At 51.7% G+C, this 15759-nt stretch carries 16 protein-coding genes; 5 read left to right on the top strand and 11 right to left on the bottom strand.

Annotated features, from left to right (window positions below):
* The coding region (locus HYU99_01305) for a hypothetical protein (protein ID MBI2338994.1) at positions 1–194 on the bottom strand (194 nt) is incomplete at its 3' end.
* A 153-nt stretch (positions 195–347) separates the two neighbouring features.
* Between HYU99_01305 and HYU99_01300 the strand changes: the two genes are divergently transcribed.
* Complete coding sequence (locus HYU99_01300; protein MBI2338993.1) at positions 348–674, top strand: hypothetical protein; 327 nt, start codon at positions 348–350, stop codon at positions 672–674.
* A gap of 57 nt (positions 675–731) precedes the next feature.
* Here HYU99_01300 and rpmA read toward each other — a convergent pair whose 3' ends face one another.
* The 6 genes from rpmA to HYU99_01270 form a co-directional block, all read right to left on the bottom strand.
* The gene (rpmA, locus tag HYU99_01295; protein MBI2338992.1) at positions 732–986 is read right to left on the bottom strand and encodes a 50S ribosomal protein L27; all 255 of its coding nucleotides are present in this window, start codon (positions 984–986) and stop codon (positions 732–734) included.
* A gap of 2 nt (positions 987–988) precedes the next feature.
* Positions 989–1312, bottom strand: coding sequence for a 50S ribosomal protein L21 (gene rplU, locus HYU99_01290; GenBank protein MBI2338991.1), 324 nt, complete (start codon positions 1310–1312; stop codon positions 989–991).
* A gap of 58 nt (positions 1313–1370) precedes the next feature.
* The gene (locus HYU99_01285) at positions 1371–1967 is read right to left on the bottom strand and encodes a hypothetical protein (protein ID MBI2338990.1); all 597 of its coding nucleotides are present in this window, start codon (positions 1965–1967) and stop codon (positions 1371–1373) included.
* The gene (locus HYU99_01280) at positions 1915–2274 is read right to left on the bottom strand and encodes a hypothetical protein (GenBank protein MBI2338989.1); all 360 of its coding nucleotides are present in this window, start codon (positions 2272–2274) and stop codon (positions 1915–1917) included. The genes HYU99_01285 and HYU99_01280 overlap by 53 nt, the downstream gene beginning before the upstream one ends.
* A 161-nt stretch (positions 2275–2435) precedes the next feature.
* Positions 2436–2846 carry a hypothetical protein gene (locus tag HYU99_01275; GenBank protein ID MBI2338988.1) on the bottom strand — a complete coding sequence of 137 codons (411 nt, stop codon included), beginning with the start codon at positions 2844–2846 and terminating at the stop codon, positions 2436–2438.
* A 256-nt stretch (positions 2847–3102) separates the two neighbouring features.
* Complete coding sequence (locus tag HYU99_01270; GenBank protein MBI2338987.1) at positions 3103–4893, bottom strand: hypothetical protein; 1791 nt, start codon at positions 4891–4893, stop codon at positions 3103–3105.
* Positions 4894–4917: 24 nt separating this feature from the next.
* On the opposite strand from HYU99_01270, the gene HYU99_01265 reads away from it, so the two are divergent.
* Both HYU99_01265 and HYU99_01260 read left to right on the top strand, forming a co-directional pair.
* Positions 4918–7239 (top strand): sulfatase-like hydrolase/transferase, encoded by a 2322-nt coding sequence (locus HYU99_01265; GenBank protein ID MBI2338986.1) that lies wholly within the window; start codon positions 4918–4920, stop codon positions 7237–7239.
* Between the two features lie 93 nt (positions 7240–7332).
* On the top strand, positions 7333–8463 hold the full coding sequence (locus HYU99_01260) for a hypothetical protein (GenBank protein MBI2338985.1): 1131 nt from the start codon (positions 7333–7335) through the stop codon (positions 8461–8463).
* A 29-nt stretch (positions 8464–8492) separates the two neighbouring features.
* Here the strand turns inward: HYU99_01260 and HYU99_01255 are convergent, their stop codons facing one another.
* From HYU99_01255 to HYU99_01240, 4 genes are all read right to left on the bottom strand, one after another.
* Positions 8493–10040: an Rne/Rng family ribonuclease gene (locus HYU99_01255; protein ID MBI2338984.1), complete on the bottom strand. Its 1548-nt coding sequence runs from the start codon at positions 10038–10040 to the stop codon at positions 8493–8495.
* A 228-nt stretch (positions 10041–10268) separates the two neighbouring features.
* Positions 10269–12965, bottom strand: a complete 2697-nt coding sequence (locus HYU99_01250) for a TIGR03960 family B12-binding radical SAM protein (GenBank protein ID MBI2338983.1) — start codon at positions 12963–12965, stop codon at positions 10269–10271.
* A gap of 38 nt (positions 12966–13003) precedes the next feature.
* Complete coding sequence (locus tag HYU99_01245; GenBank protein ID MBI2338982.1) at positions 13004–13231, bottom strand: hypothetical protein; 228 nt, start codon at positions 13229–13231, stop codon at positions 13004–13006.
* Between the two features lie 209 nt (positions 13232–13440).
* Positions 13441–14469, bottom strand: coding sequence for a hypothetical protein (locus tag HYU99_01240; protein ID MBI2338981.1), 1029 nt, complete (start codon positions 14467–14469; stop codon positions 13441–13443).
* Between the two features lie 29 nt (positions 14470–14498).
* On the opposite strand from HYU99_01240, the gene HYU99_01235 reads away from it, so the two are divergent.
* Together HYU99_01235 and HYU99_01230 are read left to right on the top strand one after the other, a co-directional pair.
* A complete protein-coding gene (locus HYU99_01235) occupies positions 14499–15419 on the top strand; it encodes a hypothetical protein (GenBank protein MBI2338980.1) in 921 nt (306 codons plus the stop codon).
* Between the two features lie 133 nt (positions 15420–15552).
* A partial coding sequence (locus HYU99_01230) for an AAA family ATPase (protein MBI2338979.1) occupies positions 15553–15759 on the top strand: 207 nt, incomplete at its 3' end.

The raw sequence follows: 15759 nt of genomic DNA, 5'->3' as shown, positions 1-15759 counted from the left end.
TAGAATTTGCGATATTTGAAATCCATGAGGGTGGTCAAACCCCCGTCGGAGGCGAAAACGACATCCCCCCCCTTGCCGCCGTTGCCGCCGTCCGGGCCCCCGCGCGGGACATACTTTTCCCGCCGGAAGGAAACGCACCCCCTCCCGCCGTTTCCCCCCTTGACTTTAATTTCCGCTTCGTCGATAAATTTCATGATTGTGATTCGGCGGCAAACAAAGAGACTCCTTTTGTCTTCGCAATTTTCGTAAGCCGCTTAGGCGTTGGATTGTCTCGCCGACAGATGTGGCTGGCGGGAACGAAAATTGCTCTATCAAAAGAGTTTCTTTGTTTGCCTGTGGATGTTGTCATGTATTCTATTCCATCCATTCTCTTCCTCTTTCCGCCGCTGGTCACGCTGGGGGTCGGTTTCTGGATCTTCGCCAATGCGCCGAGTCTGAAAACCTCTTACCGAAAATGGGGACAGGGGATCGGGCTGGTCATCATGACAGGCGCCGTTTTCGGCTTTGTCTTTCTCGCCTCTTACGCGATCCAAAACGGGTTGTTTGGCGGGGCCAAGACATGCCCCCATCATCATTCTCTGCAAGCAGACCCCGGCGATGTTAACCCCGAAGACTGGCAAAAGTACAACGTCATTCCGCCCGACCAGCCGTCGGACGCAAATCCCAATCCATAAAACAAAAAAGCCACCCGTTTTGCGGATGGCTTTTTGAACCCACAAGTCTTTAACCCCTTACGCGGGAATAACGCTTACTTTTTTTCGATCGCCGCTATAGCGCGAAAAGGCCAAGCGGCCGGTCACGCGGGCATAAAGCGTGTGGTCGGAACCGACGCCGACATTGAGGCCGGGGTGCACCTGTGTGCCGCGCTGACGGACGATGATTGCGCCGGCATTCACATGCTCCCCGCCAAAGCGCTTGACGCCGAGCCTCTGCCCCGGCGAGTCCCGCCCGTTTCTGGATGATCCGCCTGCCTTTTTATGGGCCACAATTAACCTCTAATTTCTTCGATCTGAACCTCGGTCAGTTGTTGCCGGTGTCCCTGTTTTTTGTGGTACCCTTTCCGGCGCTTGTACTTGTAAATGACAACCTTGTCCCCCTTGGTCTGCGAGACGATTTTTCCCATCACCTTGGCGCCGGCCAGATACGGCGTGCCGATTTTGGTGGCAGGGCCACTGGTGGCAGGGCCGTGGACGAGGAGGACTTGTTCGAAGGCAACCTCTGTCCCCGGTTCGCCGGGGATTTTTTCGATCAAAAGCCTCTCCCCCTTGGAGACATTATATTGCTTTCCGCCTGTTTGAATGACCGCTTGCATGGAAGGCGCACCCTATTATAAGCGCCTGATTTTTGTCAAGAACCGACGACTGGACATGCTATTGGTGCGAAAAATACTCCCTTAGCCCGAGCCCAAGGCCGGAAACCACGGGGAGCCATGTGTCTTTTTGCCGATAAGCCCGTTCGATTTCAACATGCACGTACCTGCCGACGCCGTACATCTTGTTTGAATAGCGTCCCTGCGGGTTCACCTTGCCGCAGAGTTCCCTGAAATCGGCCCCGCCGTCATAGACGCCCGCAGTTATCCCCTCTGCCTCGAGGGCATTCTTGAGCGTGGTAACAACGGGTGGGACTTCGGCGGCGGCGGCGCTTAAGACGACATCACTGGCGTTGATTGCCGGGCTGTACTTTCCCCGCGTAAAACCATGGATGGAGAGGGTCAGCAGATCGGGGCGGGAGATGGCCTCGTGCGCCGCCTGAAACGGGCTTTTTTTGTTGCGGGCCATGTCCGATTCAACCGATTCCCCTTTGCCGTTGGCAAAACGGTGGGCGCCGGCGATTAAAAGATACCGCGCGTCGGCCTGCTGAAAGAGGGAGGCGCCGACCCGCCATGTATTCACGTCGTAGTCGGGATGATCGACCTCAATGGCCAGTTCGTTGCCGGCCTGTGTCGGCCAAGATGCTGTACACTTCATTTGTTGCCTCGTCGTTGAAAAAGATCAGGCGATAATTTCCAAAATAGTCCAAGCTGGTGGACACGGCCGGCCAGTCCCGATTTGTAAAGGCAGTGAACAGGTCCCGCCACCGGGCGAGTTGTTCCTCCGTTGGCGGAACAAAGCCGTGGGAGCCGGCAGGGGGTATTTGGCGAACCATCCCCGCGACCCATTCTTCGAAATTTCCCGACTCCGGGGCATTGCCGCCGGGATCAAGACCGGGAGCGCCCCCCTTGGGGGGACAGGCGATGAGGGAACCAAAAAGCGGAAAGGGGGAAAATCCGGGCATATTCACTTATCGGCAGAACCGGCGAATTGTTGCGAAAAAAAAGCAGAAAAGAGAGAATAATTTGTCTTAATTAGTTCTGTTATTACAGATAAAAAGGCCCCCGCCTTTGGGGGGCTTTTTATCATTTGATTTTGTCCATGGCACCCGCCGTGAGTCTCGTTTTAGCTCCCTTCGCCTTCACCTTCGCCTTCACCTTCGCCTTCACCTTCGGAGTCCCCTTCGGCGTCCCCTTCGGCGTCGCCGCCTTCCGATTCTGTCTTCGGTTGAGTGGTGTCGCCGCTTTCTATGTTGGTAGCACTTCCCTTCGAGTCGTACGTCATCGTAAAGCCGCCACCAGGGGTGCCATAAAAAACTTTCGTGCCTCCTCCTGCGGTGTCAGCGTGTGCATCCCCAGTATCCCCACTCGCTTCAAGAGCACTCTGAATCACTTTCATTCGCGCCATCTGTACTTTTTTTATATCCTTCATCCCTGCTCTTCCGGCTGGTGCGGCTAGAGCCGATTGGGGCTGGAAAAACAAAAGGCCAAGCCCTGCGATCGCCACCACCGCTACCAGGGATATCGCTTTTTTCATATGATCCTCCATTTTAAATGCCCAAATCGTTCCCTGGGCCCATGCCGGTTTTCAGCGGGACACAGGAAGCCATGGACAGGTTAAATAGTAAGCAATTACTGTGCCAATTACACTAAAAAAATCATTTTATCTAACTAATTGAAAATACTTGCTATGTTTGTAATAACCCCCTGAAGTAGTCTTCTCAAAATGACAAAAAATAGCTCTATTTATCATTTTGAAAAGGAGAACAGTCATTTGTTTGACATGTCGATGATCAAGGATTGAGCAGTTCGTATTTATATATTTTCAGCATGGCGCTTGTCGTATGCCAGACATTGTCGCACCAGACCGTGCTATCGATGAGATCGGTTTTAAAACCGCCCATGACGCGCTCTCGATGCGGAATGTAATAGGTGTTCTCGGGAATAAACTGGAGTCTCATCAGATAGGCCGTTGAGCGTTTGATGACTTCGGAATACTTTTTATACCGCGCCGCATCCCCCTCTCTTTTGGCCACGGCCGCCGCGTCGGCAAGCGATTCGAGGGAGGCGGCCGTAATGGAGTTGTTGCCGAAGAATCCCGGTTTGGGCGCAAGGATCCCGTCATAATCGTAATAAACCTGATACCGCGCGTTGAGTTCATACCACTTGACCACGCGGTCGTTGATTAAAAACACCATATCGCTGTATTTCTTGTCCCCCGTTAACCGGTGCATTTTTGCAAAAGGCTGGGTAAACCAGGCGGGGGCAATCGGGGCGTAGGTTTCGTCTTGCAGATGCATCATGTCTTTGAATTGTGAGGCGTAGGCATGAAAGGACTTTTCAAAAAACTCGAGGTGCCGTTTATCCCCCGTTTTTTCATACAGGAAGGACACAACCAGCAGAAACTGGCCCGGATCGAAATATTGGCTCTGCGCAAACTGGGTCCATAAAATACCGTCCGGTTTTTGATGGGCCATTGCCCAATTCATCAGGAGTTCCACCTCTTTTGAATATTTTTCAAGTTCGCCCCTCTCGATAATGGCCGCCACGAGAAAACCGGCCGTCGTGTAACGATTTTCGGCAATCTCGCCGATTTCCGTCGGTTTTGTGGAAGGGATCAGAACCCCCTTTTTAACGGATTCGCTCATGTTAAAATAGCGCTCGAGGTAAAAATGAAGGCTTTCCTCGCCCAATTTTTTTAATTTTTCATCATTCAGAAAATAGGCAAGTTTGTTTACAATCCAGGTTGCAATGGTCGAACGCACCATGGTTCTTTCGCTATTTTTGTATTTCCCAGTGGCGGGGGAGTAAATGTAGGTGATCTCGCCGTCAATCACATTATTGGAATACCATTGGCCGATCAGTTTGAGACGATTCATGAGGGTTTCATAACTGACTTCATCCATGGTAAAAACCCTGTGTCCTCTGAAGTAATTGGTGAATTTTCTGTCGGGCCAGGCCTCGCCAAAGTGAATGACCTTGTAAATTTCGATAACCAGATCATTGTAAGCGGGCATCTCCTCCGGGAGGATTCCAAGTTGTCCGGCCAGATAGGCCCTTGAACTTTTGGCCCCTTTGTTAAGGGTCAACTGTTGCAGGGGGTTTATTTCCACGCGCTTGCCGTTCAACTCGTAGGCCAGGCCGGTTACCATCGGCTCGAATATTTTGTAGTCAAACAATCCCTTGATGCCAAAATTGGCGAAACGCGCCGTGTAGCTCACAACCATCAAATGGAGATATCCCGTTCCGGGTTCGATCGGGTGATTCTCGCGCAGGTACCCGATGCCGCTCTTTAATTTTTCCGGAATCGACAGGTCGGGGGAATCGACCCGATGCGTTGCAATCATCTCGCCGTCGTCGGAAAAAAGGGTGATGATCAACGGCGGCTTCAGGGACTTGATCCTTTCCGGAAAGACCAGCCCCGCGGCCCTGTCGTCGTTCTTGTCGAGCAGGAGTCTTCCATAGTTCAAAATGATCCGCCGTTCCGTATCATTCAGCGAAAGATCGGAAGGGAGCGGCTTGTTGCCGCAGGCCGCCATAAACAGGCAGAAGAACGCGGCAGTTAAAATGAGGGTGCGAGGCATGAATAAAAAACATATAATTCACTCATGCCGATCAAGCAATATCAATCAACCGCCGTTTCTACCGGCGTTATTTTTGCCGGGAGCCACTTTCTTTTTTCCTGTCTCATTCAGCTCGAAAATTATTTCTTTTATGTCGCCGACCTGAAAAACGCCTGGCGGGAGGCCCTGTTGTTTCTGGTTACCCTCCCTTTTTTTCAGTTTGAAAATATCGCCGTCTTTGCGGTTCTTGCATCTGCATGCATGCTTATCCTGAAGATCCGCGGAACACTTGTCAGAGCGGCGTTGCTCGGCTTATGGATGGTTCTCAATCTTTATCTGATTTTCGACCAGGTGGGCTACTCCCTGTTTCTGGATCATCTTCAGCCCGGATTGGAGGAGGGAAAAATCAGCGGATTGTCTTTTTTTGTCGATTCCTTCCTCAAGGAAATAACACCCCTCTCCTATGTAAATATCGCGATTATCCTGATCGCTCTGCGGTGGCTATACCGGCGCCTGTTTCAAACAGCGCAACCGGCAAACGGTAACTCCCCCCATCCCCACCGCACCATCTTTATCGTCGCCATGCTCGCCTATCTCTCGCTTAATTATGCCGCGTGGCTTAAATTTCAGAACTACAATCTGGAACATTACCCTCTCTTCAGCCTCATCCATAGCCTGATCAAAGGGCAATCGGCGCCAACATTCCCACAACAGATACTGACCGATTATGGGCTCCCTCAAATGGGCACTGTATTCGAATCCCCCGGTGATCCGATGGTTTTAAGCGCCCTTGAAAAACAAATCCTTGAAACCCATCGCAAACCCAACATCATTTTCATTGTCCTGGAATCGGTCGGCTCGAAACAGCTTTTTACCGGCGATGGAACTTTTAATGCCTCCATAACCCCCAACTTGAACGGAATGGGCGACCACATGGTTATTTTCGATTCGCTCTATTCCATTTATCCGGCAACTGTCCGCACCCATCTGGCCATGAATACGGGAGGAGAGGCAATTACCTGGGGCAGTGTTTACGAAGAACTCGACTTTCCCTATTTTGGGGAAACGCTTAAAAGCTATTTTAAAAAGCAAAACTATCAGACCGGCCTTGTCTCTTCGGGCTTTTTGGATCCTGAAAATATGGGATCTTTTTTCAAACTGCTGGAGTACGACTATTTTTATGATCCGGCAAGCGAAACGGCGCGGGTTAAATATAAGGAACAGTTGAATTCGTGGGGGCTACGGGAAGAATATGCCGTCAATAAGGCGCTTGCCTGGATTGACAGGGTGACGGGGACCGAATCGCCGTTTTTCCTTCAGCTACTGACCAGTTGCGCCCATCATCCGTACGCGGCACCTTCGGACTTTAAAGCCCCATTGGCGGGGAACAACAGGAAATCACGCTATCTCAACTCGGTATTCTACAGCGATTACGCCATCGGTCTTCTTGTCGATGCCCTGCAAAAAAAAGGCCTGCTGGAGAATACCCTCCTGTTCATTACTGGCGACCATGGCGAGTCGTTTGAGGAGTGGCACAGGGGTAATCTGTTTCATAAACTAAGACTCTACGAGGAAAATGTTAAAACGTTTCTTATTGCTTTTGATGCGAAAAACATTCGGCAAAAATATGTTTCGCATCGCGTGGGTTCCGTGGGGGATATGGCGGCCACCCTTTCCGCCCTGGTCGTAGCTGATGGGCCCGCCTCTTTTTCGGGGCGCGATTTATTTGCCGAAACATTTCCCCCTCAAATTGTTTTTTTCCATAAAAATACCCTGCCGGAGGCTTGGGGGCTCCGTGACGGGGAGTGGAAATTTATTGTCAACAAAACGGGCAAAAAAACAGCGGAGCTCTTCGATTTACGGACGGACCCCGACGAACAGAATAACCTGATTGAACGGCATCCCGGTATTGTCCCCCTTTACGATAAAATGATCGGAAGTTGGTATATTGCGACAGACAAGAAATTTACCGGTCAATTGAAAGGATATACCCCAACAGGGGGAAACGATTTTGGGGAGGTCGATGTAACGGTTCCCGGCCCCAAGGTCCTTGCCATCGGATATCGTGATGCCTCGGACCGGTTTCATGAATCGTATCAACTCAACCCCTACCAACGGCCGAACGCAAAAATCAAACTGGTCAAGGGCGGTGCCGATAAGATTTTTACTCTTGTCTGGATCTCCCCGTCGGGGAAACAGCTGGTTAAAGACCACAAAATCATTTCGAATTGGGGCACCTTTCAGACCCGGTATCGGTCTTTTTCTCTTCCGCTGGAGGAGGGGAGCTGGAAACTGGTCCTCAAAGATGGAGATCGCGAAGTGTTGTCAAAAACTTTCGAGGTAAACCGCCGCAATGGAAAACGATAGTTGCCGAACACTCGCGAGTCCACCAATGAAGGGCCACTTTTAGTGGTCCACTTTTAGTGGACAAATAATCTCTTCTGCGCTATCGTGGTCTTCGTGAGGGTGCAAAAGGGCTTTAAATACGATGTGCTGATCGGAGAAGAAGACCTCTGCGACCGCCAAAATGAAATCCGCGAGCTTTTGTCACGGGCCAGGCAGGGAAGACGGACCGTCCTTTTTGCGCCGCGCCGGTATGGAAAAACTTCCCTCGTCAAAAATATCGTCGGAAAACAATTTGCGCGTTTAAGCAGAAAACATCTGCTTCTCGGGTTCGATTTTATGGATGCGGGGGGAATGGAATCGATCATCCGGAGAATTCAATACGGCTTGAGCCATGCCTTGTCGCGGCAGATGCCTGTCAAAACATTTTTCAGGGAAATCGTTTCCCATCTGCGGGGCGTTAAAATAAGCGTGGAATCCGACCCGGTTACGGGAACTCCCTCGGCGTCCTTATCCTTCGAAAAGGCCGATCCGGAAAAGAACCTTCTGACTCTTCTCGATGCCGTCGGAAAACTGGCGGAGAATTATCGTTTGATGCTGGTCCTTGACGAATTTCAGGATATTGCACTGGTACCCGAGGCCGAGGCTCTTTTCCGCGCCCATTTGCAGGAACTGGAAAAAGCGAGCGTTTTTATCCTGGGCTCGAAAAGGCATCTTCTTAACGAAATGTTTTTGAGCGCCAATTCTCCTCTCTATCAGTACGGGGATGAAATGCATCTGGGACCCATAAACCCCGCGGAGTGGCTCCCCTATTTTCGCGAAAGAATGAATGTCAAAAGAATAGATATCGCTCTTGAAGAAATAAAGTGGCTGACCGGACAACTTTGCGATGTTCCAAATTCCATTTGCGAACTGGGGGCATGGATCGTCGAAAATACCCCGGAGAAGACAAAATTAACCGTTTCCGGCGTCAAGGAAAAGCTCGACCAGCTTGTTGAAACAAAGCAGACATTCCCCTATTTCCTGCAGGGGTGCACTGAAAATGACAAGAAAGCGCTTAAAGCGCTGGCCAACGAAAAATATGTATTATCCCCCCATGCCGATAGTTTCCTGAAAAAAACCGGTCTGCCCAAGTCCACCGTCGGAAAAATTATCAAAAAACTGCTTAATCGGGGAATGATCGAGGAAGAGTGGAAAAAAGGATATCGTATTTCCGACCCATTGCTCGGATTTTATTTGAACCGGTAAATTATAAGCGCCTGATTTTTGTCAAGAACCTACCCCCTCGTCGTAATTTCAAATTTCTCCAGATGATAGGTCTCTTCCGTCTCCACCAGAATCCGCTTTTGGAAGCGCTTTTCCATTCCGTCCAGCCGCTCTCTCGCCTCGTGGAAGAGAACCTGCGCCACGCGGGGGTTCACGCGGACAACAATCGACCGGCCATTGATGTGATGAAAGGTCCGTTTAAGATCGCGGAAGATTTCAAAGGCCACCGTTTGCGGCGTCTTGATGTGCCCCTTGCCGTGGCAATAAATGCAGGTCTCCGAGAGCATCTCCGTCAGCGAATCGCGGGTCCTCTTGCGCGTCATTTCCACCAGCCCCAGCTCGGAAATTTTGGAAATGGTGGTGCGAACCTTGTCTTTGCGAAGCGCGTCCTTGAGGGTGTAGTAAACCTTCTGCCGGTTGGGAAACCGCTCCATGTCGATAAAGTCGATGATGATGATGCCGCCGATGTTTCGCAGGCGAAGCTGATAGGCAATCTCGTGGGCCGCTTCGAGGTTGGTCTGAAGAATGGTTTCCTCAAAATCGTGGCGCCCCACAAACCGGCCGGTGTTGATATCGATGGCCGTCAGCGCCTCGCTCCGGTCGATGATGAGGTAGCCCCCCGACTTGAGCCAGACCTTTTTGCCGAGCGCCCGGTTGATTTCGGTCTCGACCCCATAAACATCAAAAAGAGGGGCCTCGCTGTTGTAGAGCTCCACCCGGTTGGCCAGATCGGGCATAAACTGTTCCATGAATTTGAGCACCTCCTGGTATTCCTCTTCCGAGTCGATCGCCAGCCGGTCGATATCGGGGCTCATCAGGTCGCGCACCGAACGAAGCACCAGCGACAAATCGTTGTAAATAAGCGCCGGCGGCTGGGCCTTTTCCTGTTTGGCCGAAATTTCCTCCCAGATATCCTTCAGCCGCTTCATGTCGGAGGCCAGCGCCTCTTCAGCCGCCCCCGCGCTGATGGTTCTGGCGATGAACCCTCCCCGTTGAGGCCGGTTGGCCGAGATAATCTGTTTGAGCCTCATCCGCTCCTGATGGGAACCGAGACGGCGCGACACCCCCACATGATCGACGGTGGGCATCGAAACCACATAGCGCCCGGGAAGCGAAATGTGGCAGGTCACCCGCGCCCCCTTGGTGCGGATGGGATCCTTGGCCACCTGCACCACAATCGACTGCCCCTCGCGGACCAGCTCTTCAATTCTGGGGAGTGGCCCTCTATAACGCCGACGGCCGCGCTGGGGAGGTCTCCGTTCCTCCGGGGCGGCCGATTCTCCACTGGCGCCGCCGTTTTCCTCCTCCTCGTCATCCTCTTCCTCGAAGAGGTCTGGGACTACGTCGCTGACGTACAAAAACGCCGCCTTTTCCAGGCCGATATCCACAAAGGCCGCCTGCATGCCGGGAAGGACGCGGGTGATGCGCCCCTTGTAGATGTTCCCGGCAATCTGCTGTTCGCCGGCCCGCTCGACATAGAGTTCGGCCAACTGCCCCTCTTCGAGACGCGCAATCCGCGTCTCGCCGGGGGTAATATTCATGATGAGTTCATTCGACATACTTCAAACTGCGGCGGGAATTAAAACAAGGAAAGGAAGTAATAAAAGGGCAACGAGGAAAAAAGAATAAAACCGGTTATGGAAGAAAACACAACAGAAACGGCGATAATTTCAAGCCTCTCATTGGAATTCCGGTTAAAAATGAATTTTTATAACAAACTTTTCCCCTGATGCCCGGGAAATACAACAGTCTCCTTGATTTTTATCCCGGCCGGCGATTAATTTTTTTTAGGACTTCCAGGCGACTCCCGTTTTTTTGAGTCGGACCCGGCCCAAATCCTCCTTTGATAAACCAAACAGAGCGGCCAATACCTCCTGGGGTTTGACACTCCCCTCCGGCTTCACCCTGGCTGTGAAGAGAAATCTCCGCGGAAACCCGTCGAGGCTCACGTCAACAAACTCTCTAAGGTTGAAACGCTTGATACCCCGCTCGGTTTCACGCTCCCACAAAACCTCCGGCGTCTCCTGCCACCGGTTTAAAAGTTCCAAGGCCTTATTCTCCCACTGATGATTGGGGAGACCATCGAAAAAGGCCTCGTAATCAACCTCTTGGAGTTGAGAATAAATGGAAGGAACCGATCTGTCAACCTTTTCGGCGGATAAAAGCTCCACCCCGGCCGGGAGACACCGGTTGATTTGGCGTTTCGCCTCGGTTGGATCGACCCATTCGACGGCCCCCAAAGGGGGCCGCTCAGGGTCAACAGGCTGGAAAAGGAACATTGTCCCGAGGGACGCTGTCCCAAGGGACATTGTCCCAAGCTCCAGATCGAAATATTCCCATTCGCTTTCGACCCCCAGCGGGAGGGGATGCCCCATCGAAATTTTCATTTGAGGATGAAAGCCTTCCGAATAGGTAACCGGCAATCCCGCCCGGACGATCGCCCGTTTCAGAACCCCCATCAGTTCCAGATGACCCAAAAATCGCGCCTCGCCGGTTTTGGAGTAGCGGCATCTGATTTTGGAAGATAGATGATCGAAGATCGAAGATGGAGAGAATTCTTTTTTTCCCATCTTCGATCTTCCATCTTCCATCTTCCCTTTTCCCTTCCACCCATACCATTCTCTATTTCCCTTCTTGACCATCACCGGCTGATCCCCTGGAACAAAAATCCGATTCTTGACGACACGAAAATCACAGACGCCGCAATCGGAACAACGGTGGGTGCTACAGTCTTCGGTGAAAGCCTCATGATGCGCCTTTTCATATTCCTCCCACAAAAATTTTTTATCCATCTGCGCATAGAGATGATCCCACGGGAGGACTTCATCTCGATTACGACGGCGATAAAGATAAAAAGTAGCATCCCCTTCCCATTTCGAAAGCGCCCTTTGCCATTTTGCAAAATCGAAGTGTTCCTCCCATTCGTCAAACCGGCACCCCTCGCGCCAGGCGAGTTCGATGAGGCCGGCCACGCGGCGGTCGCCGCGCGACATGATCCCTTCGAGATAACTCATCTCCGGATTGTGGTGTTTCAGGCGAACTTTTTTGTCCGTAAGATTTGCGCGGATCAGATCGAGCCGTCGCCGGGTTTCAGCAATGGTCATCTGCGGCTCCCACTGAAACGGGGTGAAAGGCTTGGGGACAAACGACGAGATGCTTACGTTCAACTCGGCCCCTTGTGCGTAACTTTTCGCGACTCCAAAACCGAGCATTGCTTCGCGGGCGATTCCGGTCACATCGTCATCGGTCTCGAAGGGGAGCCCCACCATGTAGTAGAGCTTGAGCAGTCGCCACCCTTGTGAAAAGGCGTTGCGAACGGCGGTCAGCATGTCGTCCACCCTGTTTCCCTTGTTGATCACCCGCCGCATTCGTTCGGAGCCCGCTTCGGGGGCGATGGTAAAGCCGGTCTTCCGCACCTGTTTGATCTGTTCGACAAGTTCCGGGGTCATTTTTTCTGTCCGGGTGGCAGGGACCGACAGCGCCACTTTTTTTGAGGCGTAACGACCGTTCAATTCCTTCAAGAGGGGCACCAAACAGGCGTAGTCGGCGGCGGAAAGCGACAAAAGTGAGATCGCATCGATCCCGGTTTGCCGATACGATTCGTCGGCGATTTTAAGGATGGTTTCGGGAGACCGCTGGCGCACCGGCCGGTCGATATAGCCGGCCTGACAGAACCGGCAGGCGCGGTTGCACCCGCGCTGGATTTCAACGCCAATCCGGTCGTGAACGGTGCGAACCGACGGGACAAGGAGTTTTGTCGGATAAGGGGCGGAGTCGATCTCCTTGATGACCCGCTTGTTGACCTTTGTGTATCCTTCCTTGAGCGGCCTAACCTGTTTGATGGTGCCATCGGCATTGTATTCCGGTTCGAAGAACGATGGCACATAAATTCCCTCGATTTCAGAAAGCGCCTCCAGTAGGGGCGCACGGCCGTGCGCCCTTACACGGCGCACCGCCTCGACAATATCCAAAATCCCCTCTTCGCCATCTCCCAAAAGAGCCGCGTCTAGAAAATCGGCCACCGGTTCGGCGTTCATCGTGCAACCTCCTCCCGCGATGATCAACGGATGCCTGTCGGTGCGATCCTTTTGCCAAAGGGGAATCCCGGCGAGGTCGAGGATCGTCAACATATTGGTATAGGTCAGTTCGTAGGTGAGCGAAAAACCGATGATGTCGAAATCGGCGAGCGGCCGCTTCGATTCCAGCGAAAAAAGCGGAAGTCCTTCTCTCCGGAGTTCCTTCTCCAGATCGAGGTCAGGCGCAAAACAGCGCTCGGCTGTCACATGGGGGAGTTTATTGAGGATTTCATAGAGTATTTTGAGGCCGATATGGCTCATCCCGATTTCGTATTTGTCGGGAAAAACCAGGCAGACACGAAGCTCCGCTTCATCAAAATCCTTTTTGACGACGTTGACCTCGTTTCCCAGGTATTGGCCGGGCTTTTGGACGCGGTGAAGAATCGAATAGAGACGGTTTAAATCCACAAAACAGACATTAACCCGCCCCAAAGGGGACTTCAATATCAATCGGCACTGGCACTGCCGGCGGCACCGGCATTGCCGGCGGCACCGGCACTGCCGGTCTTTCCCAAATTTAACTCGGAAACCGCCCTTCGCAGACCCCGGCGCAGACGGGTCGAATGATCGAAATGGAAGTGAATCTTCTGCCGGATAATGGAAACGCCGATGAGAATCCACACCAAAAGAGTCACCGGAATTAACAAGAGAAGAATTTTTTGGAAGCCGTCCATGAACCAACTCCTGATGGATGTAAATGTCCTATGCAAAAACCGGACCACCCGGCGTATTTTTTTATCCTTCTGATTTTACTACGAAAAAAATGATGGCGGGAAGCACCGAACAAAAATTTGACGTTTCAAAATGAGAAAACCGTCAAACGAATGACGACCGAAATTGAACAGAGGGGATAAAATTGTGGATAAGGGTTCACCGCGCCATTTTACAACACAAACTTCACCCGCGGATCGGGCTTCGGTTCCACCGTCTCGAAGGCGACCGTTTTTCGCGCCGTGAGCGTTTTTTTAAAGACCCATTCCTTGTTCTCCTTTCGGGAAATTTTCAACTCCATGTCCCCCATCATCGTGTTATGGCAAAAACGACGCTCGCCGTTGGGCCCCAGATATTCCACTCCTGTCAAGGAGCCGACATCGCGCCGAACCACCCCCTCAAATTTCGTCTCACCGCTGATCGCCTCGAATTGCCAGACGGCAAGATCGTGACAACTGTCGTTTTTAATCCACCGGATAATCGAATTGGCGCGGTATTCCCTCCCCTCCACGATAAAATAAAAAAGGGCGAGCGGGGGGCTGGGGATGGGGCCCAGCTTGATTTGGGCCACAAGCCCTTCAAAAACGGCCGTTGGATCCTCCTCGAACTGGTTGCAGTTTCCCCATACCCATCGTCTCGCATAGGCGGTTCCCCACAGATGGGCCTGATGGGCGGGGTGATGGAAAAGACGGAGGACCTCTTTGTCGATCGTCAGAGTTCCGGTGACATGCGTGGAAAGGCGTGGTTCCAAAAATTTGGTTTTGGGAAAAGAACCACGATACAAAAATCCGTAAGGGTACAAACCGGCCGAGAGGGTCGGGTCTTCAAACTGGAGATTCCAGGCGATTTCATGGTCCGAATCACCCAAACGCCCGACGGCCGAATCCAGTGAAAGAAAATCCTCCTGAATCTGCAAAAAACGTTCGGAATGAAAGGGGTCGATACGGTTCAGCGGATAGGTCTGTTTGAGGGCCACCGTTGTCGGACCTGCCCTGAGCGAAGTCGAAGGGCGGCAAAAAATCCCCCAGACGGAAGCGGTCGCCTTTTCCCTTTCCTTTTTCGGCACGCAAAGGGTGTATCGCCCCCAAAACGACCACCCTTTGTCCGGATCCACAATTTTTAAATAGTAAACTTCGTAAAACGGATTCCTTTTTCCGTCCCAGCGGAGACGATTTCCATTTGACACGGTGTTTAAACTCATAACGAGACTTTATGGTATAATGATTTTTGATGCCAGACAAGAAAGTCATCTTTTTTTTGGGCCTCTGTCTTGCCTTGGGCGAACCGTTGGGCGTTTGCCGGGGACAAGCTGACGGCATGAAAACGGGCATCATTAAAAACAAGGAAGCCAACCCCCGGAAACTGGACATCCAGCCGGCTCTCTGTCCGCGGATTAAAAGAATCAATGAACAGGAATTCATCTACGACGGCGCCAAAGACCGCCTCAATCACATCCCGGTCTTTCAACTGCTTGACCCCGACGCCGGAAAAGGAAACCAGTACAAGGCGTATGCCGAAATGGATGGTAAAAATGTTCTTTTGCTTAAAGAAGTACGGATCTCCTACGATTACGAAGATACGGCGATCATCGATTATGAAGGTCCCCATCCGATCACCGGCAAACCGCATGTTGTTCACGAAGGCAACGGCGGCTTTTATGCCAACATCCATTACGCCGTCGTACCGTATGAGAAGGCAATTCCTGAAATGAATCGTCAGACCCTGCTCCATTTGGCGACGGGAAAGCTAAAAGAAATCGGGAAAGAAGACTTACGTCCCGCCCTACGCACCCATTCGCTGATTCCGGGGCCATTCTTGAGCAAGTCGAAACGGATTTACGACATGTGCGAATGGGGGGATACCGCCTATCAATACCCGGAGCAGATCCTTGAATACGATCAGATGGCGCTTTGGGACTGGGACTATTCGGTGAAGAACGCAGACCATATTTTATTGATCGTCTGGGAGGGAGATGAAGAGGATTGGCTCATCCAGCAGAAATTGATCGATCCGTTTTATTTAACGGATGATCTGATCGGGATTTTTGAAATCAAAAAGAAGGAAACAAAAGAACCGCTCACGTTGAAAAATGAGAGGAACGATTTTGAAATCACCGTTCAGACGGGAGATTTGAAGGCACCGCCGAAATGACAAATGTCAAAGTTCAAATGCCAAAGGAATTCCAAAACAACAAGGCCAAATTTGACCTTTGAAATTTGACATTCCTTTGAACTTTGAACTTTGACATTTGACATTAGCGGCAGACGGTACTAGCCACTGAACGATGATTATCGGCCTGACCGGAAAAAATGGCTCAGGTAAAGGGGAAGTCGCCAAGCTTCTGACTTCCAGCGGCTTCATCTATTACTCCCTCTCCGACGTCCTGCGGGACGAGTTGAAAAAACAGGGGAAAGAAGTCACGCGCGAAAATCTCATCGAAATCGGCAACCGCCTTCGCACCGAGGGAGGGCCGTCTGTTTTGGCCGACCGC

Source organism: Deltaproteobacteria bacterium (assembly GCA_016183175.1).
In the GTDB taxonomy this organism is placed as follows: Bacteria; UBA10199; UBA10199; order UBA10199; family SBBF01; genus JACPFC01.
Note: the sequence above shows the minus strand (reverse complement) of the source record. Positions and strands in the feature narration are given on the sequence as shown.